General features: G+C 70.1%; 21 protein-coding genes. 7 read left to right on the top strand and 14 right to left on the bottom strand.

Annotated features, from left to right (window positions below):
• Positions 1-197 precede the first annotated feature (197 nt).
• Positions 198-413, top strand: coding sequence for a CbtB-domain containing protein (locus tag AB8735_RS30880; RefSeq protein WP_372410851.1), 216 nt, complete (start codon positions 198-200; stop codon positions 411-413).
• A 16-nt stretch (positions 414-429) separates the two neighbouring features.
• Positions 430-1,173, top strand: a complete 744-nt coding sequence (locus tag AB8735_RS30875; RefSeq protein ID WP_372410850.1) for a CbtA family protein — start codon at positions 430-432, stop codon at positions 1,171-1,173.
• Between the two features lie 73 nt (positions 1,174-1,246).
• On the opposite strand, the gene AB8735_RS30870 is transcribed toward AB8735_RS30875, so the two are convergent.
• The 3 genes from AB8735_RS30870 to amcB form a co-directional block, all read right to left on the bottom strand.
• Positions 1,247-1,939: a pentapeptide repeat-containing protein gene (locus tag AB8735_RS30870; RefSeq protein ID WP_372410848.1), complete on the bottom strand. Its 693-nt coding sequence runs from the start codon at positions 1,937-1,939 to the stop codon at positions 1,247-1,249.
• Between the two features lie 62 nt (positions 1,940-2,001).
• On the bottom strand, positions 2,002-2,193 hold the full coding sequence (gene amcA, locus AB8735_RS30865) for a multiple cyclophane-containing RiPP AmcA (RefSeq protein WP_372410847.1): 192 nt from the start codon (positions 2,191-2,193) through the stop codon (positions 2,002-2,004).
• Positions 2,190-3,344: a cyclophane-forming radical SAM peptide maturase AmcB gene (gene amcB, locus AB8735_RS30860; RefSeq protein ID WP_372410845.1), complete on the bottom strand. Its 1,155-nt coding sequence runs from the start codon at positions 3,342-3,344 to the stop codon at positions 2,190-2,192. The genes amcA and amcB overlap by 4 nt, the downstream gene beginning before the upstream one ends.
• Positions 3,345-4,071: 727 nt before the next feature.
• Here amcB and AB8735_RS30855 point away from each other — a divergent pair.
• Entirely contained in the window at positions 4,072-5,385 is a 1,314-nt protein-coding gene (locus AB8735_RS30855) for an XRE family transcriptional regulator (protein ID WP_372410844.1), read from the top strand.
• 31 nt (positions 5,386-5,416) lie between these two features.
• On the opposite strand, the gene AB8735_RS30850 is transcribed toward AB8735_RS30855, so the two are convergent.
• Positions 5,417-6,232 (bottom strand): alpha/beta hydrolase, encoded by an 816-nt coding sequence (locus AB8735_RS30850; RefSeq protein ID WP_372410843.1) that lies wholly within the window; start codon positions 6,230-6,232, stop codon positions 5,417-5,419.
• Between the two features lie 112 nt (positions 6,233-6,344).
• Here AB8735_RS30850 and AB8735_RS30845 point away from each other — a divergent pair, with 112 nt between their 5' ends.
• Positions 6,345-6,545, top strand: coding sequence for a hypothetical protein (locus tag AB8735_RS30845; RefSeq protein ID WP_344022317.1), 201 nt, complete (start codon positions 6,345-6,347; stop codon positions 6,543-6,545).
• Between the two features lie 209 nt (positions 6,546-6,754).
• On the opposite strand, the gene AB8735_RS30840 is transcribed toward AB8735_RS30845, so the two are convergent.
• The 3 genes from AB8735_RS30840 to AB8735_RS30830 all read right to left on the bottom strand — a co-directional run bounded on the left by AB8735_RS30840 (position 6,755) and on the right by AB8735_RS30830 (position 10,839).
• Positions 6,755-7,789, bottom strand: coding sequence for a hypothetical protein (locus tag AB8735_RS30840; RefSeq protein WP_372410841.1), 1,035 nt, complete (start codon positions 7,787-7,789; stop codon positions 6,755-6,757).
• Positions 7,790-7,818: 29 nt separating this feature from the next.
• Positions 7,819-9,060, bottom strand: coding sequence for a DNA/RNA non-specific endonuclease (locus AB8735_RS30835; protein ID WP_372410839.1), 1,242 nt, complete (start codon positions 9,058-9,060; stop codon positions 7,819-7,821).
• Between the two features lie 492 nt (positions 9,061-9,552).
• Positions 9,553-10,839: an RICIN domain-containing protein gene (locus AB8735_RS30830; RefSeq protein WP_372410836.1), complete on the bottom strand. Its 1,287-nt coding sequence runs from the start codon at positions 10,837-10,839 to the stop codon at positions 9,553-9,555.
• 549 nt (positions 10,840-11,388) lie between these two features.
• Here AB8735_RS30830 and AB8735_RS30825 point away from each other — a divergent pair.
• Both AB8735_RS30825 and AB8735_RS30820 read left to right on the top strand, forming a co-directional pair.
• Positions 11,389-11,757 carry a DUF4180 domain-containing protein gene (locus AB8735_RS30825; RefSeq protein ID WP_372410834.1) on the top strand — a complete coding sequence of 123 codons (369 nt, stop codon included), beginning with the start codon at positions 11,389-11,391 and terminating at the stop codon, positions 11,755-11,757.
• Between the two features lie 322 nt (positions 11,758-12,079).
• Positions 12,080-13,084: a winged helix-turn-helix domain-containing protein gene (locus AB8735_RS30820; protein ID WP_372410833.1), complete on the top strand. Its 1,005-nt coding sequence runs from the start codon at positions 12,080-12,082 to the stop codon at positions 13,082-13,084.
• Positions 13,085-13,097: 13 nt separating this feature from the next.
• Here the strand turns inward: AB8735_RS30820 and AB8735_RS30815 are convergent, their stop codons facing one another.
• The 7 genes from AB8735_RS30815 to AB8735_RS30785 all read right to left on the bottom strand — a co-directional run bounded on the left by AB8735_RS30815 (position 13,098) and on the right by AB8735_RS30785 (position 20,139).
• Positions 13,098-14,309, bottom strand: a complete 1,212-nt coding sequence (locus AB8735_RS30815; RefSeq protein WP_344021937.1) for an acyl-CoA dehydrogenase family protein — start codon at positions 14,307-14,309, stop codon at positions 13,098-13,100.
• Between the two features lie 71 nt (positions 14,310-14,380).
• Positions 14,381-15,178, bottom strand: coding sequence for an FAD-dependent thymidylate synthase (gene thyX / locus AB8735_RS30810; protein WP_372410831.1), 798 nt, complete (start codon positions 15,176-15,178; stop codon positions 14,381-14,383).
• Positions 15,179-15,206: 28 nt separating this feature from the next.
• Positions 15,207-15,947 (bottom strand): 3-oxoacyl-ACP reductase FabG, encoded by a 741-nt coding sequence (gene fabG, locus AB8735_RS30805; RefSeq protein ID WP_372410830.1) that lies wholly within the window; start codon positions 15,945-15,947, stop codon positions 15,207-15,209.
• Positions 15,944-16,201, bottom strand: coding sequence for an acyl carrier protein (locus AB8735_RS30800; RefSeq protein WP_344021931.1), 258 nt, complete (start codon positions 16,199-16,201; stop codon positions 15,944-15,946). Before AB8735_RS30800 ends, fabG begins: the two co-directional genes overlap by 4 nt.
• A gap of 64 nt (positions 16,202-16,265) precedes the next feature.
• Positions 16,266-17,171, bottom strand: coding sequence for a beta-ketoacyl synthase N-terminal-like domain-containing protein (locus AB8735_RS30795; protein WP_372410828.1), 906 nt, complete (start codon positions 17,169-17,171; stop codon positions 16,266-16,268).
• On the bottom strand, positions 17,168-18,301 hold the full coding sequence (locus tag AB8735_RS30790; RefSeq protein WP_372410827.1) for a beta-ketoacyl synthase: 1,134 nt from the start codon (positions 18,299-18,301) through the stop codon (positions 17,168-17,170). Before AB8735_RS30790 ends, AB8735_RS30795 begins: the two co-directional genes overlap by 4 nt.
• Positions 18,298-20,139, bottom strand: coding sequence for an AMP-binding protein (locus AB8735_RS30785; protein WP_372410825.1), 1,842 nt, complete (start codon positions 20,137-20,139; stop codon positions 18,298-18,300). Before AB8735_RS30785 ends, AB8735_RS30790 begins: the two co-directional genes overlap by 4 nt.
• A gap of 501 nt (positions 20,140-20,640) precedes the next feature.
• Between AB8735_RS30785 and AB8735_RS30780 the strand changes: the two genes are divergently transcribed.
• Positions 20,641-22,317 (top strand): class I adenylate-forming enzyme family protein, encoded by a 1,677-nt coding sequence (locus tag AB8735_RS30780; RefSeq protein WP_372410824.1) that lies wholly within the window; start codon positions 20,641-20,643, stop codon positions 22,315-22,317.
• Positions 22,318-22,376: the final 59 nt, after the last annotated feature.

The raw sequence follows: 22,376 nt of genomic DNA, 5'->3' as shown, positions 1-22,376 counted from the left end.
CCTCCGTGCGCGGGTGCGCATCCGTCCGTCCATAGCCGGACGGTGGCTCAAACGGTACGGTCACCGGGACACGGACGACGGGGAGACGGAAGCCGGTGGGACTCCGGCACGGTCGCGCCACCGTGAGAGTCGGACCCGCCCCCCGCCGTTGCTCGGACCCGAGGACCGGGACGCGCCCTTCCCAGGAGGTTTCAGCCATGGCCCACCCCGCCCCCGTCGCCCCCACCGCCCCCGTCATCACCCCTATATCCCTCAAATCCCTCGCCCCATGGGCCATCCTCGTCGGCCTGCTCGCCCTGACCCTGCTCTACTTCGTCGGCGCCGAGCAGGGGGCCACCGCGGCCCTCTCCGGCGCGGGCGTCCACGAGTGGGTCCACGACGCGCGCCACCTGCTCGGCTTCCCCTGCCACTGAGCCGAGAGGCCCGCGCATGCACCCCGCCCCCGTACGCCCCCTGCTCGTCCGCGGCCTGCTGGCCGGCCTAGCCGCCGGCCTGCTCGCCTTCGCCGTCGCCTACCTCCTGGGCGAACCCCAGGTGGACGCGGCCGTCTCCTTCGAGGACGCCCACACCCACGAGCACGGCGCCGAACTGGTCTCCCGCTCCCTCCAGTCGACGGCCGGACTCGCCACGGGCGTCCTCGTCGAGTCCCTCGCCCTCGGCGGCCTCGCGGCCCTCGCCTACTGCGCCCTGCTGGGCCGCACCGGCCACCTCGGCCCGCGCCCCACGGCGCTCCTCCTCTCCGCAGCAGCCTTCCTCACCCTCCACCTCCTCCCGTTCCTCAAGTACCCCGCCAATCCACCCTCGGTGGGCGAACCGGACACCATCGGCAGGCGCACGGCGCTCTACTTCCTGATGATCGCCCTCAGCGTCCTGCTGTGCTCCGGCGCCCTCCTCCTGGGCCGCCGTCTGACCCCGCGCCTGGGCCCCTGGCACGCCACGGTGGCCGCGGCGACCGTCCTGATCACCGCGCTCGCCCTGGCGTACGCCTTCCTCCCCGCGGTCGACGAGGTCCCGGAGGACTTCCCGGCCACCACCCTCTGGCACTTCCGCCTGGCGTCCCTCGCCGTCCCGTGCGCGCTGTGGGCGTCGTTCGGGGTCTTCTTCGGGACGGCGGCGGAACGGGTGCTCTCGCCCGGGGCACCCGGGCTCCGCCCGGCGGGCACCGGGGACTGACACACCGCTCGTACCGGCCCGGCCGTCCCAACGGCCGGGCCGGTACGAGCGCTTCACCTCATACGGGATCACCTCATGCGCTGTCGATGTCCTCGCCGTACGTGACCTTCAGCTCGGCAACCAGCGCCTCGGCCAGCTGAGCAACCTGCGTACGGTCAATGACGATCTCCCTAAGTCTGGCTGCCCCTCGCAGGGTCGAGAGGTCGTTGTCGCGTAGGTCGCAGCCGCGGTACACACCACCGCCCTCGAACTCGACGAACCGCAGGTCACACGCTTCGAAAACAGCAGAGCTGAGGTCGGACGCCTTGAAGACCGCCTCCCGAAAGGTGCACTTCGAGAAAATCACCGGGCCGGTGACGCGGACCCGGTCGAAGGTGGCGTAGTCGAATCTGCAGTTCTCGAAGAGCACGTTGTCTAAGGCCACCTCCCTGAACAGGGACCCCATGAGTTTGCAGTTGCCGAAGACAACACGGGAGAACTTGCTCTCCGACCATTGCAGCGCCGTGAGTTCACAGTCCGCAAGATGTACTGACCCGAGCCCTACCCCGTGAAACCTGGCACGCCCGGTCCGTACACGCTGGATAAGGCCGTCGAGCAGATGTGTCTCGGCGAGATCCAGCTCGCGGAGGTCAACGTCGGAGTAACGGAACTCGGATACTTTTCCCCGGCCGCCCTCGAGCGACGAAACACTCGACAGGTAAAGCCCCGGCTCGTCCAGAGCTGGCAGTGTCACGCTCGCGCGCCGCACCACCTTGCGTTCATCCATGCGTTCGTCCTTCAGTGTCCGGCGGTGGCACGCCCCATGCGGGCGCGCCACCACAGAAGGGGTTACTTCTTCTTGTTCCAGTTGTCCCAAGTGGGCCTGTTGTCAAAGGTCGCCGAGGACTTGCCCCAGTTGTCCCAGGTGGGCTTGTTGTTGAACTTGGCGTGGATGTAGTCGCCGTGCGCCCCACCGTAAGCCGCGATCAACTCGCGTACTACGGGCGCGTCGGTGACCGTGAGCTGCTCGAGCAGTGTCATGCGGCTTGCTCCTCCTTCACAGCGGTGGACAGTGCCATGACCAGGGCCTGCCGGGAGACACGGCAGTAGTTTGTCTCGGTGGTGTCCAGGCTGCCGTTCTCGAAGTAGCGGTTACCGGCCTGAGCTCCCCGGCAGAAGTCGAAGAATTCGCACTCGGCCCTGCAACTCTCCAGGCCGCTCAGGAATTCGCGGACGTAGCGCAGACGGTGCGCCTTCCGCAGCATCTGTGTGATGGTCTGCTCCCGCACGTTCCCGGCCAGGAAGTCGTCGTACGCGGCATCCGTGGTGTCCGCCAGTTCCGGCGACAACAACACGACATCGCCACTCCAGGTCACGGTCGGAATGGGATCGAGCCTTCGGCGGTCCCACTCCTGCCACCGGCCGCTCCGGGTGAGGTCGAGGTACTCGGACAACCGATCCAGTTCACGTATCGCCAAGCCCTCGTGCCGACGTGACCAGGCCAGGACCCGCTGCCAGAACTCCTGGGCCTGCTCACGGTGGGGCGGTAGCCGCTCGGTGTTCACGCCCTCGGTTTCCTCGATGTTGAAGCCCACCGAGCGGCAGCCCAGCTCAGCGAGGAAGTGCAGCAGTTCTTCCGGGGAGCCGATGGCCTCCCTGCCCACAACCGCGATGACAGTGAATGGAATACCACGCTCTCGCAGGCGTGCGATTCCCCGAACGATCCGTTCATGGGCCGGCCGAGCCCGGCGGTCCACGCGCTGGGTGTTCAAGGCATCCGGGCCATCGATGCTCACCCCGACGCGGAACTCGAACCTCTCAAGCAGGTCACACCATGCATCGGTGACGAGAGTGGCGTTGGTCTGGACGTAGTGATGCACACAGCCCTCACGACGCAGGGCCTCGAACGGAGCCAGCAGAGCAGCGAACTTCTCCGTCCCCAAGGTCAGGGGTTCCCCACCGTGCCATACCAGGCCCAGCGACTGGTCTCCTCCGACAAGGCCCTCGACCGATGTCGCCACGGCGTCGGCCGTCTCGGGCAGCATGTCGTTCTTCAATCCCCTGTCCCGCAGGTAGCAGTAGGAACAGTCAAGGTTGCAGAAGCTCGTGGGTTGGAGCACGACCGTATGCGGCCGGGGCGCCATCCACAGGTCGTATCGACGACGCGACACACCATCGGGGGTTTGTCCCATGTGACCCTCCTCAACGGCAGCAACAGCCGCCATACATGAATCGATCACCTCTGCTTGCCTCTTTCGTGCTGCCGTCCATCACCTCCCTCCTCGTCGTGCCACTACGGATGAGCGTGGCGCTGCCCATGCCGCTTCTCGTACGACCGGCTGGTTCATCCGGGCATAGATCTCCGAGGTTCAGGGCCACCCCACCGAGTGCTCGGTAGTCCACGAAGATCCGGGCACCACACGAACATGTGGTCACGCCGTCCTTGGCCCCGCACTGCTCAGGCGGATGCTGACAACTCAGGGAAGACCTCCGGGAGAAGGGCCTTTGCTGAGGCGTTCGTCGATGGGGTCGCCGCCTGCAGGTACGAACGGGCCGCCGACGGTGAACTCGCAGCCACCGCGCTCTGGGCGCACATAGACCGGCCCGTGCCCACGATCGCCGGTCCAGGGGCTCCCTACGTGGGTGACCACCGCCACACAGCCGTCGATAAGCAGACGGGCACCACGGACTACCCATACAGGCGGAGGCGCCCCAGTCTTCGTATGCGTCACGCACTCACCTCCGGACAGCGCAGCCACGGTGCATATCTCGACCTGCTGGGGCCGAGGGCACCGGCTTCGCTGTCCAGTCCACCGCCTCTTCGAATTGGGAACGAGGTCAGACCACAGGACACTTCGCATGCCCTCGAGTCCTGCAGTAGCGTGTGGCTCCCCCGCACTCCTCCCGCCAGGAGCAGCCGTGTCCCGACCTCTGGGCAACACGCAGTTCATCACCGCCCGCTTACGTCTCGGCTGGCACTCCCAGGCGGACGTGGCCGCGGCGTATGAGCACCACGCCGTCGCGCTGGGAGAATCGGCGACTATTACGGTGCGCCAGGTACGCCGATGGGAATCGGCAACGCCCGGCTGGCCCAATACCGTAGCCCGACGCGTCCTGCGAGCCATGTTCGGTGTTCCGCTGGAAGAGCTGGGTTTCGTGCCCTTGCGTTCTGCACGACCGTGCGTGAACCGGGAGTCGGCCGCCGAGGCAGGTGGGGAGGAGTCAGTGGAGCGGCGAACGTTTCTCGGCGGTGTCCTGGCCGGTGTCGCACCACTGCTCGACCCGTCCGCCGTCAACCACCTGGCAGCGGCCGTCGACCGCGCCCGCCGCTACACCGACCGTCATCTGGTCGCTCACTTGCGGCACGCCTTGGACGAAGCCGCTCGCACCGATGGCAGTGCCGGGCCTCGCCAGGCCCTCCCTGCTGCCGTGGGGATCGTCGGTGCCGTCGGCGAGCTCATCCGTGAGGCACCGTCCGACATCCGAGGCGAGTTGCTCACGGTCGGCGCCCGTGCTGCGGAGTTCACCGCTTGGCTTCACCGCGACGCCGGTGCTCCGCGCCACATCACGACGTATTTCCACGACCGCGCGATCGAATGGGCCACAGTCGGCGGGGACGGGCCGATGCACGCCTACGTCCTGCTGCGCAAGGCACAAGCCACCGACCGGGACGACGCGCCCCGGATGCGCGACCTCGCACATGCCGCCGTCCACGGGCCATGGACACTTCCACCACGTGCTCGTGCCGAGGCCCTCCAACAGGAAGCCCGCGCCATCGCCCTGACGGGATCGGACGCCATCCTGGTCACCCACATCCTGGAACAGGCACACGCATCGCTCGCCGACGCCGGTCCGACCGAGCCGGCCACGTGCACCGGACCGCTCTGTGCCGGCTACACGGCAGACCGGCTGATGGCCCAAAGCGCTATTTGCCACCGTGAATCCGGTATGCCCGAACGCGCTGTCGTGCTCCTGCGCGAGCACCTTTCGAAGGGCACCTTTGCCCCCAGGGACCGTGCGTTCTTCACCGCCCACCTCTCCGGAGCATTCGCCTCGGCCGGAGATCCGGACGCGGCGGCTACCACGGCACTGTCTGCACTGCGCCTCGCGGCCACACCTCACTTCGGCCAGGCACTGACCGAGCTTCGTCGTACTGTCACCGCGCTGCGCCCCCACGCCCGACGAGCGAGCGTGCGCGAGCTGCGGGATGCGCTGACGGCGCTTCCTCGCTGAAGCCACTTCTCATCGTCTCGTGCATGACCGCTCAACCAGCGAGGAACGCCGTGACGCGTTCCACCACCTGGGCCTGCCATGCCTGCGACTGCGGGTGCAGATACCGCGGGTCTTCGTGCACCGCGAAACCGTGCTGCGCGCCGTCGAGTTCCATCAGTTCGGCCGTGCCGCCGAACAACGGCAGGTATCGGCGGGACGACTCCACCGGAACGAAGGTGTCCTTCGTTCCGTGCACGAGAAGCACCGGAGCACGCACGGCTTTCAGGAAGGCTTCTGGAGCGAGGTGGAAGACCTCGTTGAGCAGGGCCCGGCCCAGCTCGAACGGGCTTCGCTCGGTGAAGCCCCGCTCGTCCAGCGACTTCGTCGCCTCCGACGACAGGTACCCCTCGTCGTCGAAGTACGGTCGGCTGGTGACGTACCGCTCGCGGTAGTCGAGCCTCGGGTTCAGCAGCACCAGGCGCCCCACGTCCTGCGGTCGGTGCGCGGCGTGCAGTGCCGCCGCGCCGCCGGAGAACGAGGCCGCGATGACGTGCACCGGGCGGTCGAGCCCGGTCACCGCTCGGAGACGGTCGCCCGCGGCGCGGATATCGTTGGCCACCCCGGCGATCGTGATGTCCTCCGGGCGGCCTCCGCTGGTCCCGTGGGCACGGAGGTCGAAGCGTAGGGACGCCATCCCCGCACCGGCGAGCCCGGTGGCGAGGCGGGTGAAGAACCCGCCTTCTTCACGGGTCACCCCGGCGCCATGAACGAGAACGGCCAGGTCGTTGACCGCTTCACCGGGGCAGATCACGGTACCCGAAAGTTTCGTACCGTCCAGCGATAGGAAGGACGTCGCCAGTTCAGACATGCACCGATCGTAGCGACCTGAACCGAGCATCACAGCAGGGCACATGGGATCTGCTCCGAAGGAGATACCCCCTTCCCTTCGGGCGGACGACAAGGCCGAAGCGGCCTCGCCCATGACCACGAGCACCCTGCAAACACAACAGGCCGACTGCAAAACAGACGACCTCCAACGCTTCTACATCTACCGGGACGTTCCCGGATCGGACACCGGATTCGTGATCGGACACGAGCGCAACGCCGAAGGCCAACCCCTGCGCCAGTACAGCATGGGCAAGCCCGACGGCACCGGAACGTACGTTCTAGTGAAAGTCTGACCTCCCCTCCCGCGTTTCGCGACCCGGCCCTGTCCCCGGACTGGACGGCAACTGGCGGATTCCGTCGTAACGTTGCGGCATCCGCCCCACACGTCTCATGCGGACAGCGGGCCCTTCGTCCACGCGTTGACGCCGGGGGGACGTTCACCGGCAAGTCGCGTCCCGGCCCCGGCCATCACCGTCTCTCTCGCAGCCGGCCTCCCGAAATCTCACTGGATCAGACCGGTATGCGGATGGTCCGGTGATGCCGGGCAGGCGTAGAGCTGCAGATCGTAGCCTCCGGCGATCTCGGTCTCGGCCGGGGTCGCGGGGTGAGGGTTGGCGATGGAGGGCGTGGCATGGGCTTGCTCCTCGTACGGGATCCAACTGCGGGTGCTCTCGTCCCATTCGGACGAGGCGATGGTCAGCAGTGGGTCCAACTCGGCACCGCAGGCGGGGCAGATACGGGGGACGGGGTCGGTGAGGCCCCAGCGCGTCCAGCCGCCGACCTTCCAACCGGGAGCGATGGACAACACGTTCCCGTAGAACTCCTCCGGGGCGGGCTCGTAGGAGCTGTCCGGAGCAGCGCCGGCCGCCTGCCACGTGTTCCAGTCCTGCATCTGTTCCCGCAGTTCTTTGGTCAGCTCCATGCGATTGGGGTATTCGGAGGTCTGCTCCGGGTCGAGCAGGCACGGCTCCGGCACATAGCCGCCGAACTGAACCACGGCCGGCTCCGGAGGCGTGGTGAGGACGTCGGTGACCGCAGCGGCCGACCGCCAGAACAGCGCGGTCCTGGGCTTGGGCTCCGGCGGGTGATCGAAGGGGCACCACAGCACCTGGAGCAGATCGGCCCGCCCGGGCGGACGCAGCAGGGGAATGTCACGTACATAGAGCTGGGCCACGGGCAGCATGGCGACCGGGCTCTTGGGCCATGGACGGCCGGCGTCGATCCGTTCGAGGATCGCCACCTCCTCGGGTGTGAAGCGAGGATGGCCCGACGGTCGGCTCGCCGCTTCCGCCCGGATGCGCCGCTGCAGCCGCACGTCCTGCGGGGATGTGGCCGGATTCCCGTCCGGCACGTGCGGGCCGTCGCAGTACGGCCACGGCTCGTCGGCGGGCCACAGCAGCGGCCCGCCGACTGAGCTGTCGTGCCTCGACGGCGACCCGGGGCGTGGGTGCAAGCGGGTCGCTGTGCGTGCCAGCGGAGCCAGTTGAGGGAAGACAGCTGTGATGTCGACCGGCCGCGGTGGGGTGGTGAAACTCATGCTGGCTCCCGATGGCGCGAACTGGTTGATCAGTTACCGAGGTTGAGCAACCCGGTGTTGCCCTCGGTGTTGGGGACGTAGTCGGCGGTGAACAGCAGCTCCCCCGTTCCGTCCGCCCGCTGAACCGAAGCGCTCATGAGGACGCCCGTGGGGATCGTGCTGTCGTCGTCCTTGTAGAGGGGCATCACCTTGTAATGGACCGCATCATCCGGCCCCAAGGCGCCCTCCTCACCCGCCGGCTTTTTAACCACCTTCTCCACCTTCATCTCGTTGGTCCGCATGCTGGGCGTCCCGGTGTTCATCCCTACCTGCCAGCAGGGGACGAGGTTGGCCAGTCCGCCGTCCCTTACCCTTCCCTTCCCGCCGAGGTTGTTGGCGATCAGATGGCATCGGGCGAGCGAGGTTCCAGGCGAGTACGTGTCGCGGAACTTCTTCGCGTCCAGCCAACCGGTGACATTCTCGCCCCCCTCAGCCGTGCTGCCGTTGCCGAGGTTCTTCGTCAGACAAGCCTCCGCCCCGGCTGCCCGATCACCCTTCGGGCCGGTCGGTTCGGACTGGTTGCGGAGCTTGATCTCCTTGGTGGTGTTCAGGATCCACCCGCCGCCGGAATTGGGGTCCATCACCTTCAGGCATGCGGCCTTCGGCTTGGTAAGGCGCTCCGTTCTGCGCGCCGGCTCCGCAACGCAGATCTCGCGGTTCGTGAACTGGAAGTGGGATACGCCGGGATCGACCTCGGCTGTGTAGAGTCCCTCGTCCTGGTCCTTATCGCTCGTGTAGCCGCCCTGCCAGCTGTCGCGCCAGGCAAGGTTGCCTTGACTCGTGTACTCGTGGGCGTAGTTGTTCGGCCCCTTGATGGTGACGCGCCACCTGTAGCCGATGGCTGACCCGCCCAAGACATCGAACCCGGTCTCCATGGCGAACGGGTGGTGGTTGGACTTCTCCTTGAGCTTGACCCAGGTGATGCCGCATGGTCTGGGCTCGGCGGCCTTGAACTGGGACTTGGCCTGCTGGGCGGCGCGGCGCATCACAAGGTCCTTGGTGTCCGCCGGGATGGGAATGGTCTTCCCATTGGCCAGCCGTACCGTGACATTGCCCGCGCGGTCCGGGGTTCTGGTGACCAGCTCCGTCACCCGCACCGTGGTCATCTTGAACGTGATGGTGTGTTCCACCGGGCGTTTTGTGACGGCGCTCCCGCGGTCGGCGGGATGCGCGGGCGCGGCGGCGGCCGTCGTTGTGCCACCGAATGCGACAGCGGCTGCCGTCGCGGCCACCGTCGCCCCTGACAGGGCGCGACGCAGCCTGTTCGGCTTTCGGCCCCGTCCTCCGTGGTGGCGACGTAAACCGGGTAAGGACATGTCCGTCCCCTCTCCTTGTCTTTTCGATACGCCAAACGCCGTGTGCAGGCGGCCGGGACCGCTCTCCTGCCCTGGCCGTGACGCCTTCGAATGGCTCCGCTATGTCGAGCTGCGTCGGCTCTGTTCGATGAAGTTCCCGTGCAGGCGTGGCGTGCTGAAGTGGCCCCGGGTATGGGCTTGTTCCGGGACCACTTGGTGCGCAAGGCGAATGTGCTGAGGGCCTCGGCCGATGTGGTCCTGGCGACTGGACGCCGGACGACTGCTCAGCTGAGCTGTATCACCCCAGGGGGACTCGGCAGACGGTCGAGTCCCTCGGCTAGAAACCCGCTCGCTCATAGGAGGGGGCCGGTGTTCCGACTGCGGATCGGTTGGACGGGGTGAGGACGCTTCAAGAATTCCGAAGTTGTGTCACGAGACCGCAGGGCAGAAGGGGAAACAGTCCCCGGCATCCGCCGTCTTCACCAGGGCGTACGTTCCGGTGCCGTCGGGCTTGCCCATGCTGTACTGGCGCAGGGGTTGGCCGTCTGCGGTGCGCTCGTGTCCGATCATGAATCCGGTGAATTTGTTCTGGGCACCGATCTTGTCCGAGCCGGGAACGTCCCGGTAGACGTAGAAGCGTTGGAGGTCGTCGGTCTTGCAGTCGGCCTGTTGCAGCGGGGCGCCTTCGGTGGACGCGGTGTCCTCCGCGACGGCCAGGCACTTGTTGCTGGACCGGTTGATGAAGATGTGCTCGGCGAAGCCGCCCGTCTCCGGGCCGCGGCACACCTGCCACTGGTCGTCGTAGCCGAACGAGGGGGCCGGACTCAGCAGGACGCCGTTGCCGGCCCAGGCGGCCTGTGCCGTCCAGAACAGGGAGCGTTCAGGTGTGGCGACCTTGTAGTAGCCCTGGTCGCAGGTGAAGCCCGGCGGCACTTTGGAGCCCCGGGGCCGGACGACCGGATCCTTCTTCGCGGGCGTGGGCGCCTTCTTCGCTGCGGGTGCGTGTGCCCGGGCGGCTGCGGTGCTGCAACCGAGCACCTCCTGCGCCTTCTTCATGATGCTGTTGGCGGGCACGGTGTCCTCGCACCGGACCGCGCCTTCCTCGAGTGTGGTGTAGGTGGTGAAGTTGCCGCTCTCGGGGCCTGCGATCCATTTGGTGGCGAAGGTGCCGTTGCCCTGGTCGACGCGGTTGCAGTTGAGGCTGCCGTACTGGCCGGTGACCTTGCGGGTGCCCTCGTAGAGGCCGTAGTAACCGGGCCTGCGGAAGTCCCAGGTGATGGACTTGGACTCACTGCTGGTGTGGCTGGAGGACATCTGCACGTTCAGGCCCAGGCTCCCGCCCACCTGCCCGAGCACACCGATCTGGAAGCTGCCCTGGATGCTCACGGAGAGCCCGACCTGGACCGTGACCACGCTCTGCGTGCTCGTCTCGATCGTCTGGGAGCCCGTCGACCCCTCGGTGACATACCAGCCCTTGAAGTGCGTGATCGTCGGCACCACTTGCGCGGTCTTGACGTACGGATACCGCTTACCGAGATCGACGGACGTACAGGCGTCCCCGAGCTTCGGCTGATCGGCCGCCACACCGGGCTTCGGACGAACCGTGGCAGCAGCGGGACCGGCCACGACAGTCATGGTGGCGAGCGCAGATGCAGTGGCTGCCATGAGGGCAACCAGCCCTCTGGCCCAACGGCCAGGCGATCTTAAATGGCTCATGATGACCCTTCCCCCGGCAGGGCGCCATATCTGCCGCAAGCCGGCCCCCTGCCAGTTATGCGGTGGGTGATGGTGCGCAATCGAGGTGAACATAGCGTCACCGGATGCGGCATGAACACGTCGGAATTGGTCGGCTCAATGTCAGGACCGTGACCTTCCGGGGGGCTTCTCCGTCCCGCTACTCGGCCCGGTTTCAGCGGGATTTCATCCACGGAGCCATAATCTCGGCGACGGCTTGCCTCAACGGGCCTCCTGATCGATTGACTTCTTCTGTCGATCTCTCATGAGCAGCATCTTCGGGTCGACAGCCATCGTTCACCCGGGTGCCCGTCCGCTGCTGGCGGCTTCCGGCAGGCGCGGGCGTTTGCGGCCGTACGGTACTTCTATTCGGCCAAAGCATGCGTTCCGATTCCGAGCGCCTTGGGCAGGACCTGACCTCCAAACAGCCGATCACAGTGGGCCGAACCGGGCACCACAGCACGGCACATGGGACCTTCCCCGAAGACGTCCCCCTTCGAGCGACCGATAGGACCGAAGTAGCCTCACCCCATGACCACGAACACCCTCCAAACCATCCACGACATCCCCGTCCTGATCTGCTCCCCCGAGGGCGACCCCATCGGCAGTGAACGCGACGCACTCGATCTCATCGGTGACGCCGGGTACTTGGGCGCGGAGTGGGCCGTCGTTCCCGTGGGGCGGTTCGACGAGGCGTTCTTCCGGTTGAGCAGCCGGGTCGCCGGGGAGATCGTGCAGAAGTTCGTCCAGTACCGCATGGGTTTGGTGGTGCTCGGGGACATCTCCGGGCGTACCGCGGAGAGTTCGGCGCTGCGGGACTTCGTGCGGGAGTGCAACCGGGGGCGGCAGACCTGGTTCGTCGTGGACGAGGCTGAGCTGCGGGAGCGGCTGAAGGGGTAGGCCCGGGCCTGCCCATGCCGAAGGGCGCCGCTTCGTCCCCACACGGAGCGGCGCCCTTCGGCTGCCAGGTGGACGTTTCCCCCCACCGCCTGTACGGATCCCCCCGCGGCGGCCGGACGGCACCTGGCATGGGCCTGGGGTGTTGTGGCCCGACAAGGAAGTCTGGGGTCCGGGGGCGAGTGCGGGCAAAGGAGTTCGGCCCTGGCCGAATACGGGCGCGGGGGAACGCTTACCATCGAGCGGGACAAGTGGAAGTAAGCATTCCTTTGTCCTGCTACGCCCCATACGGTGAAATACGTCGAAGGTCGGAGGAGAGAGAGCCGTGAGCCTGCGCCTGCACTTCAGCGCCGAGGACCTCGGCCGGGTGCGGCTGACGGCGACGCCCGACCCGCTGGCGGAGGCGACGTTCAGCCTGCCGCTGCTGCAGCGGAGCGGCACACCCGCGCTGGAGGGGTGGCGGCAGCGGTCGCTGCGGGAGCTGAGCCCGGTGGTGCGGCCGTTGCTGGAGCTGGCGCCGGCGGGACTGGACGAGTATGTGCCGGAGGCGTTCATCCGGGTGCGCGGGTCCATGTCGCTGGAGCACAGCCTGGAGGCGACCTGGAGCATGCCGCGGCACGTGTGGGCGGCCGATCTGTCGGTGGCGCACGAGTGGCGGTCGTCGGTGCCCCGGTGGATCGGGGAACTGCACGAGGGGGACCGGACGGCGGCCCGGCTCGTCGACCGGGCGTTCCGCTCGTACTACGACGCGGCCGTCGCGCCGTACTGGCGGCAGCTGGCCGCCTGCGTCCAGGCGGACCGGGCCCACCGGGTGCGGATCATGGCCGAGCACGGAGTGGAGCACCTGCTCGCGACGCTGCACCCGTCGCTGCGCTGGGAGTCCCCGGTGCTGCACGCGCCGTGCACGGCGGACGTCGATCTGCCCCTGGAGGGGCGGGGGGTGGTGCTGACGCCGACGTTCTTCCTGACCGCCCCGGTGTTCCGGCTGGACAGCGCGGACCCGGACGCACCGCTGGAGGTGCGCTACCCGGTGGCGCGCGAGCTGGGCGCGTACCAGTCGGTGCTGGCCCGGGGAGCGGAGGACGGGGGCCAGTTGGGGCATTTGGTCGCGCTGTTGGGGAAGACGCGGGCCCGGGTGCTGGACGCCGCCGCCACCGAGGGCGGGACGGCCGAGCTCGCCCGCCGGGCGGGGGTCTCCCCGGCCTCGGCGAGCGAGCACGCGACGGTCCTGCGGACGGCCGGCCTGATCACGACGCTGCGCACGGGCTCCTCGGTGCGGCACCGGCTGACGCCGCTGGGGCGGGCGCTGCTGGACGGCACGCCCTGCTGAGGGCCGCCCGGCGCTACTCCGCGAGCCCGACGGCGATCGGGTTGCGCGGCGTCCCGCCGAGCAGGATGGCACCGGAGGACTGGAGGATCTGGTCCTGGACGGTGGCGTGCTGGCACATGGTGTAGAGGTCGCGCAGGTGCCGGTCGAGGACCGAGGGGCGGTAGACCGCGGAGGTGGTCACCAGGTCGAAGAGCCGGCCGACGAGGCCGCGGACGGTGCGGAAGGCGTTGACGCGGGCGAGGGCCGCCGACACCCGGTCGTCGGGGGTGAGTTCCTCGCCGCGGGTGAGGAGCTCCCACTGGCGCTCCAGCGTGCCGTAGACGGCGTGCCGGGCGGCCAGCAGCTCCATCTCGGCCTGGGCGACGGCCATCTGGACGCGGTACTCGTCCCGCCAGGGGGTCCGGCTCTGGCCGTCGACGCGGGTCCCGGCCATGGTCCGGACGTGGTCGAGGGCGGCGCGGCCGACGCCGAGGGCGACGCCGGGCATGGTGCGCAGGATGGCGTCGGGCTCGGCCTCGGGGCCGGGGACGACGGGGTTGGCGAAGCTGAGGGTGTGCTCCTCGGGGATGAAGATCCCGTCGGCCGCGTAGTCCCGGCTGCCGCTGCCCGCGAGCCCCGTGCTGTGCCAGGTGTCGATCACCTCGAACTGCTCGGGGCGGCCCACGACGATGCGCCAGTGGGCGCGTCCGCCGCGCGGGTTGGGGTTGGGCTCCGGCTTGCCGTCGGCGTCGTAGACGAGGACGCCGGCGATGACCCGGTCGGCGTGGGTGATGGCGCTGCCGAACTGCCAGCGGCCGGTGACCTTGAAGCCGCCGGGGACCCGCTCGGCGCGGCCGCGCGGCGGGATCGCCCCGGCGGTGATCATGTCGAGTTCGGGGAAGATCTCGCGGGCCGCGTCCTCGGCGAGGTACGCGGCGAAGATCCCGCTGTCCATCCCGACCATGGCGCACCAGGCGGCGGAGGCGTCGCCGGTGGCGAGGGCCTCGATGACCTCGGTCTGCTCGGCGGGGGTCATCACCGGTCCCTGCCAGGCCTTGGGGTAGGCCATGCGGAACACCCCGGTGTCGCGCAGGAGTTCCACGACGTCGTCGGGGAGCCTCCTGGCCTGCTCGATCTCCTCGGAGCGGGCCGCGAGCTGCGGGGCGGCCTCCTTGGCCCGGCGGAGGATCTCCTGGCCGGTCAGCGGGGCGCGGGAGGTGCCGGGCGCAATGTCTGTCACAGGCATCGTGTCATCACTTTCCGACGTGGCATCAGTGGAATCAGTGGCATCAGTGGCGTCAAACGAACAAGGGGAGTTCAGACCTTGCGCCAGCGGGGCACCCAGGCCCCGTCCTCGACCTGGAAGTCGGAGAAGAGCGCCGGGGCCTCGGTGCGCATGAGGTCCCCGATCCGGCCGAAGACCAGCCGGATCTCCTCCTCGGCTCCGGGCGCGGTGCGCGCCTCGATCAGATGGCGCAGGGTGCGGACGTTCGCGGTCCACGCCAGCCCGGTGGCGACTCCCTCGGGGGCGAAGCGCCGCATGAACGAGGTCTTGTGCTTCTTGTCGCCGAAGCGGCGGCCGTCCTCGTCGAGCCCGAAGTGCCCGGCCATCCAGCCCTGGAACTCCTCCATCCGCTCCAGCATTTCGGTGGCCCGCTCCATGAGCTCCGGGTCCTTCCGGGCCCAGTCGGGGAACCAGAAGGGCAGTTCCTGGAGCCGGACGAAGCGCAGGGACTCCTGCGAGACGGCCACTCCGGCGCGGTGGCGCACCAGTTCGTGGGTGAGGACCCGGCTGACCTGGTGGAGGACGAAGGTGAAGCTCACGTGCTCCAGGACGGAACCGTGCATGCTGGAGAGGATGTTGGCCAGGTAGGCGTCCTGGTCCGTGCGGATCCTGGTGACGTTGGGGTTCAGGCCCGGTTCCCACGACCGGTAGCAGATCCGCCCGGCGAACTCGGCGAGGTTCTGCGGGTCGTTCAGGGCGCCGTCCAGCTCGCCCCGGTCCATCCGGGCCAGCCAGTCGCCGCCGCCCACCTCCTCCAGGTAGGCCGCGACGGCCGTGTAGTCGATGCCGGGGCGGGCGACGAGGAAGACTTCGGGTTCAACGGGCTTCATGTGACTTGGTTACCTTGCCTGTTCTGTTTCAGATGACCAGTCCGCCGTCCACGCCCAGGACCTGGCCGGTGACGTAGGCGGCGCGGTCCGAGACGAGGAAGGACACCAGGTCGGCCACCTCGTCACAGGTGCCGAACCGGGACAGCGGGATCCGGCTCAGATATTTCTTCTTGATGCGCTCGGGGACGCCGGTGGTCATCTCCGTCTCGATGAAGCCCGGCGTCACCACGTTGGCCCGTACGCCGAAGGAGCCGTACTCCTTGGCGACGGCCCGGGTGAAGCCGATGATCCCGGCCTTGGAGGCGGAGTAGTTGGCCTGTCCGGCGCTGCCGTACAGCCCGGCGAGCGAGGAGAGGGTGACCACGGCGCCGGACCGGCGCCGGGCCATCCGCGCGACGACGGGACGGCAGAGGTGGTAGGTGCCGTCGAGGTTGGTGCGCAGCACCTCGTTCCAGTGCGCGTCCTCCATCGTCGCCAGGGCCTTGTCCCGGGTGATGCCGGCGGCGGTCACCAGGGCGGCGACGGGCCCGAGTTCGTCCTCGGCGGCGGCGACGAAGTCCCGGCACGCGTCGGCGTCGGCGACATCGGCCCGCCGGGCGAGGACGCGGGCGCCGTGCGCGGCGGCGGCGCGCTCGGCGTGCTCGGCCTCGTCCGAGCGCGAGCGGTAGCAGAAGGCGACGTCGAAGCCGTCCCGGGCGAGCCGGCCGACGACCGCGGCGCCGATCCCCCGGGAGCCCCCGGAGACCAGCGCCACCGGCCGTGCGCTCATGCCGCCGATCCCTCGGCCAGCAGGGATTCGACGAGGATCAGCAGGTCGGCGAGGGTGCGCAGGGAGCCGAGGGCGGCGTCCTGGACGGCGATGCCGTACTGCTTCTCGACCCGGGAGGAGACCTCCAGCAGGGCGAGGGAGTCCATGTCGAGCTCGTCGGTGAAGTGGGCGTCGTCCGCCACGTCCCCGGGTTCGAGCTCCAGGGACTCGGCGACGATCGTGCGCAGGTCGTCGATCTCCACGACAGCGGCCACGGTGGGGTCCTTTCAGTTGCGAAGTTCTGTTGCGACGTTCTGTTGCGAAGTTCTGTTACGAGGTTCAGTTGCGAAGTTCGGTCGTGAGGAGGAGCGCGGCGGCCGCGTCGTCGGCGGCGGTGCCGCCCGCGACGGCGAGGACGGCGCCGGTCCCGTGGGAGCGGACATGGTCGGCCCCGGCGGCGCACTGCAGGACGCCGAGCGCGCCGGAGCAGTCGCCGAGCCGGGCGGTGAGGTCCAGATGGCCGGTGGCCAGGCGCAGTTGGACGGGCACGGGGGCGCGGGACTCGGTGGCGGCGACGGTGCGGGCGGCGTCGGCGCCGCGGGCGTAGGCGGAGACGGCCGCGTGGGCGCGGGCCCCGCGTCCGATCGCGTCGGCGGCGCTCTCCAGGACCACGGCGGCGGTGACGTCGCGCGGTTCCTGCCCGAGGAGCCTGCCGGCGGGTTCGGAGGCCGGTTCGACACCGACGACGACGGCCCGCCGGCAGCGGCCGGCGAGGATCAGATGGCAGGCCCAGTGGACGGCGTCGAGGCCGCTGGTGGCGCCGTTGCAGACGGTGAGGTTGGGGCCGCGCAGCCCGTAGCGGATGGCGATCCAGCCGGCGACGACGTTGCTGGAGGTCTGCGGGAGGCCGAGCGGGCTCAGTCCGGTGACACCCTCGCGGGCGATGGTGTCGGTGAACTCGCAGGCGGTCTCCAGCGTGCCGAGGTTGGAGCTGACGACCACGGCCGTGGTCTCGCCCGCCTCCCGGTACGTGCCGTCGTCGGCGAGGAGTCCGGCGTCGCGCAGGGCCGCGTCGGCGGCGCACAGGCCGAGCCGGGAGGCGCGGTCCTTGCCGCGCATCTCCTTTCCCTTCAGGGCGGTCGCGGGGTCGAAGCCCGTCCCGGGCGGCTCGTCGGCGAGCAGGTCGAGCGGCCGGGCGAGGCCGGGGACGGCCAGTCCGGTACCGGTGACGACGATGTGCTTCATCGGGCCGCCTCCACGATCGCCACCGCGTTGATGCCGCCGAAGCCGAAGGCGTCGATCTGGGCCGTGGTGACCGGGGCCGTGGCCGCCCTGTCCCGCACGAGGCCGAGACCGGCGGCCTCGGGGATGGGTTCGGTCAGGCCGAGGACGGGCGGGACGGTGCCGCGCCGCATCGCGTGGACGGCCATCACCAGGCTCAGCAGCCCCGAACCGCCCAGCGTGTGGCCGGTCATGGACTTGATCGCCGTCATCAGCGGTCCCGCACCGGCGCCCCGGAACACCTCGGCGAGGACGGCCGCCTCGGTCTCGTCGTTGCGCGGGGTGCCGCTGCCGTGCAGCATCACCAGGTCGATGTCGGCGGCCCGGACCCCGGCCCGTTCGTGGGCCTCCAGGACCGCCGCGCGGATGCCGGCGGGGTCGGGCGCGGTGGCGTGGTGGGCGTCGCAGTTCATGCTGACGGCCCGGACCCGGGCCTGCGGGGCCGGCCCGCCGGTGCCCGCCCGCCGGACGACGACGGCGACGGCGCCCTCGCCCATCAGCATCCCCTTGTGCGAGACGTCGAACGGGCGCAGCGCCTCGGGGGTGTCGTTCTGGACGCGGTCGAGCGTGCCGAAGGCGCTCTCGGTGGCCGCGTCGGTCCCGGCGACGACGACGGTGTCGGCGGCGCCCATTTCGATCATGTCGGTGGCCATGCCCAGCGCGTAGAGGGAGGCGGAGCAGGCGTTGGCGAAGGTGTAGGTGGTGGCGGCGCCGAAGGCGGCGCGCAGCGCCCCGCCGAAGTGGAAGTCGGCGGCGCCCACTTGGGCGCCCCGGGTCCACCAGAGTTCGGCGCTGCGCTGTTCGCGCATGGTGGTGCCGACGAGGACGGGGACGCGGGAGAGGTCCTCGGACAGGCCGGCCTCGGCGAGGGCCTGGCGGATCGCGTGGATCAGCCAGGTGGTGGCGCGCAGCGGTTCGTCCTTGCCGTCGGCGCGGTCATCGATCTCGTAGGCGTACCGGGCGCGGTACTTGGCGGGGTCGAAGGCCCGGAGCGGGGCGCGGGTCTCCTGCCCGGCGCAGAGCGCGTCGAAGATCCGGTCGGGGGTGCCGCCGATGTTGGCGACGGCCCCGGTGCCGGTGATGTTCCAGGTCACGGCTGATTCACCCGTTCTTTGAGCCGGTGTTCCGCCGGTCCGCCGTCCCTGAGCCGGAAGGCGGCCAGCTTTCCGGTGGAGGTGACGGGCAGTTCGGCGAGGAACTCCACGCGGGCCGGGCGCTTGTAGGGGGCGAGCCGTCCGCGGAGGGTGGCGGTGATGGCGCGCCGGACGGCCGCGGTGTCCGCGCCGGGGCAGGGGACGGCGTACAGCACGGCCTGTTCGAGGCCGTCGCCGTCGGTGGTGCCGACGACCACGCACTCCTTGATGCCGGCGACCTCGCGGACGACGGCCTCGATCTCGCCGGGGACGACCTTGTAGCCGCCGAGGTTGAGCAGGTCGTCGGCGCGGCACAGGTGCACGACGGTGCCGTCGTCCCGGCGTACGGCGATGTCGCCGGTGTAGACGCCGCCGTCGGCGAAGGTCCGGGCCGCGGCGTCCGCGCGGCCGATGTAGCCGAGGGCGACGGTGGGTCCGGCGATGTGCAGCCGCCCCTCGGTGCCGTCGGGAACGGGCCGTCCGTCGGCGTCGCGGACGGTGGCGGTGACCCCGGGGACGGGGACGCCGATGGTGCCGGGCAGGGGGCGGCCGGGCGGGGTGGCCACGACGATGTGCAGGACCTCGGTGGCACCCAGGCCGTTGACGACATCGGCGCCGAAGGCGGTGCGGATGCGCTCGCCGAGCGGGGCCGCGAGGTGCTCGCCGGCGGCGACGCACAGCCGCACCTGCTCGGTGTGCGGCCCACCCGCGTCGGCCAGGGCGGCGTACAGCCGGGGCACCGACCACAGCACGGTCGGCCGGTGCCGGCCGATCGCGGCGGTGACGGAGTGGACGTCGACGGCGCCGCGCAGCAGGACGGTGCGGGCGCCGGCGGCGAGCGGGTAGAGCACGGTGCTGCCGAAGCCGTAGCCGAAGGACATGCGGGCCGTGGACAGGACGGTGTCGTCCTCCCGGAGGCCGAGCACGGAGCCGAACCCGGTCAGGGCGGCGGCGAGCGCGCCCGCCCGGTGCCGGACTCCCTTGAGCAGGCCGGTGCTTCCGGAGGTGTACTGGACGAGGGCCTCGCGGTCCTCGGGCCAGGTCGCGGCGGCCGGACCGGCGGACTGGGCGCGACCGTCGGACTGCGTGCGACCGTCGGACTGCGCGCCGTCGAGCGCGGCCCTGACGTCCGCGCCGTCGATCAGCGGGCGGTCGCCGAAGAGGGCCTCCAGGGACCGCTGCCGCTTGGGGGCGGCGTCGAGGTGGACGACGGCGGCGCCGCAGTCGGCCGCGACGTGGCGCACCTCCTCGTCGGTGAGCATCGGGCTGATCACGACCGGGACGCAGCCGTGCCACCACAGGCCGAGGACGGCGACGACGGTGGCGACGGAGTCGTCGGCGACGATCAGGCCCCGGGTGCCGGACGGGACGTCCGCACCGGCCAGCCGGCCGGCGTAGCGGGCGGCGGCGGCCTGCAGTTGGGCGTAGGTGACGTCGCCGGCGTCGGGGTCGGTGTAGGCGATCCGGTCGCCGCGGCCGCGGGCGAGGTGCCCGCCCAGCAGCAGGGCGACCGGGTCGAGGCCGGTGCCGGCCGCCGCGTCGAGACGTTCGCGCAGGACGGCGGCGGACTCCTCGACGCTGCGCATCAGCGCGGCGTCGTCGGCTCCGAGGCTCAGGCGGAACTCCTTCTCGACCCGGGCGACGATCTCCGTCTTCTCCAGCGAGTCGAGGGCGAGGTCCTCGAAGAAGAGGGCGTCGTCCTCGACGCTCTCCGGCGCGGCCTCCAGCACGTCGGCGACGATCGTGCGGAGCCTGTCGAGCACGCCGTCGGCGTGCGGGTATACCGATAAGTCAGGCATGGCGCCCCCTTGGAGGTATGTCCCGTCCACTGGTGCTGGCACTGGGGAATCGTTTGGCAGGACGTGGACAGCCATGGCGCCGCTCACGATCGCTGACGTCGTTGAACGCAGTTGAACGCACACACGTTCCAGCGCAGAGTAGCCGCGCTCACCACCGGGGAACACCAACGCGCCCCAGAACACGGGGAATCGGCCAGGCCCGCTGGCCGATTCCTTGCGTTCGGCCGGTACTCACGGGTCACACAATGCGCGTAAACCCGCCCGCCCAGCGGCGAACACCGGCACGGGTGAGCAACTCCCGCCGCACAACGTCGAATCGGGCTAATTCGACGGAGGGCACCCGGTGCTAATGTCTCGGCGTTCCCGGCCCTGCCCCCAGCCCGGGAACACGCCTACCCGGATACGCCTACCCGGATATGCCTACCCATGGAAAAGGTGAGGTCGTTGCGGTTGTCCCCCGATACGCAGCCGTCCCCCGAAACACGGCTGTCCCCCCGGACGTTGAGGAGCGCCGCAGCGCGCTCCGCGCTCGCCCAGCAGGACTTCGGCGGCGGAAACGCCTGGCGCACGGCGCTGCGCACCAGCCCGGCCCCCGACCTCCCCGCCCTCGTCGCCGACCGGCCGGTCGTCAACGCCCGGGGCGAGGAACAGAGCCACTTCAGCCTCACCGAGCTCGTCGCCCTCGCCGACGCCTGGTCGGCCTGGTACCGCGACCGGGGCGTCGGCCCCCGCGACCGGGTCGTCGTCCACATCGAGGACACCTTCGAGGACCAGGTCCATCTCACCGCCCTGGCCCAACTGGGCGCGATACCCGTGCTGCTCAACGGACTGATGATCCCCGAGTACGTCCTGGCCCTCGTCGAACGCTGCAGACCCGTGGGGATCTACACCGACGAGACCCGGCTCGCCCGCCTCGAAGCCGGGCTCAAGGCGCTCACGGCGCTCGACGACGGCCCGCGCTGGATCCACACCCGGCGCACGGCCGGGCGGCTGGACGGCGAACCGCTCCCGGAGAGCGCCCTGTTCCGGCACGGCGCCGACGACCCCGTCGTGCTCTGCCACACCTCCGGCACCACCGGCGTGCCCAAGCTGGTGGTGTGGACCCACCGGCAGAGCGTGGCGGGGGCCCGCTTCCGGCTGGGGACCCACCCCGAGCCCGCCGACTCGGTGATGCTCTCGGCCATCGCCGCCTCCCACTCCGGCGCGATCGCCTTCACCTTCTACGCGGTCCTCGCGGGGCTCCCCTTCGTCTCGCTGTCCGACCGCAGCCCCGAGGGCCTCGCCCGGGCCGTGCGCACCCACCGGCCCACCATCGTCCAGGCCTTCCACCCCGTGCACTCCGCCCTGGCCAACTCCCGGCCGGACCCCGAGGACTTCGCCTCGGTGCGGGAGTGGATGAACACCGGCGACTCCGCGCACGACGCCCACATCCGCACCCTGATCGGGCTCGGCCACCACCTGGAGGACGGCAAGGCCGTCCCCGGCTCGGCCTTCCGCGACGGCCTGGGCGCCTCCGAACTCGGCTGGGCGGCCCTGGGCCGCACGATCACCGCGGAATCCCCGGCCCGGCCGCGCCACTTGGGCCGGCCGATCCCGCTGGCCGACGTCACGGTGCTGCGCGAGGACGGCACCCCCGCCGAGGACGGCGAGGTCGGGCTGCTCGCCCTGCGCAGCCCCTCCCTCTCCCCCGGCTACTGGAACGACTGCGACACCTACTACCGCGGCCGCCTCGGCGATTTCCGGCTCTCCGGCGACCTCGTCCACCGCACCGCCGACGGCGACTTCTTCCACGTCGACCGGCTGGTCGACCGCATCCGCACCGACTCCGGCGACGGCTACTCGGTGCTGATGGAGGAGATCCTGCTGCTCGCCCTCCCCGAGGCCGCCGACTGCGCGGTGGTCGCCGGGCGGGACGGGGACGCGGTGGTGCCCGTGGCCGTCGTCCGCCTCCACGAGGGCTCCGGCGGCGCGGCGTTGGCGACGCTGCTGGAGCGGGCCAACGCCGCGCTGGCCGAAAAGGACCAGCCGCCGCTCGCGCTCCTCGATCTCGCGGCGGAGGACGCCGACATCCCCACCGGGCCCACCGGTAAAGTGCTCAAGCGGCAACTGCGGGAACGTTACGCCGATCTGCGCGGGTACCTCGCCGCGCGGGACGCGGCGGAGTTCGCCACCCGCTGACCCGCCGGAACCACCGTCCCCGTTCCCGTCCCGTCCCAACGGTCCCGGCGAGGCGATCG

Source organism: Streptomyces luteireticuli (assembly GCF_041519305.1).
Lineage (GTDB): Bacteria > Actinomycetota > Actinomycetes > Streptomycetales > Streptomycetaceae > Streptomyces > Streptomyces luteireticuli.
The sequence above is the reverse complement of the archived record's forward strand: the minus strand, read 5'-3'. Positions and strand labels throughout refer to the sequence as shown.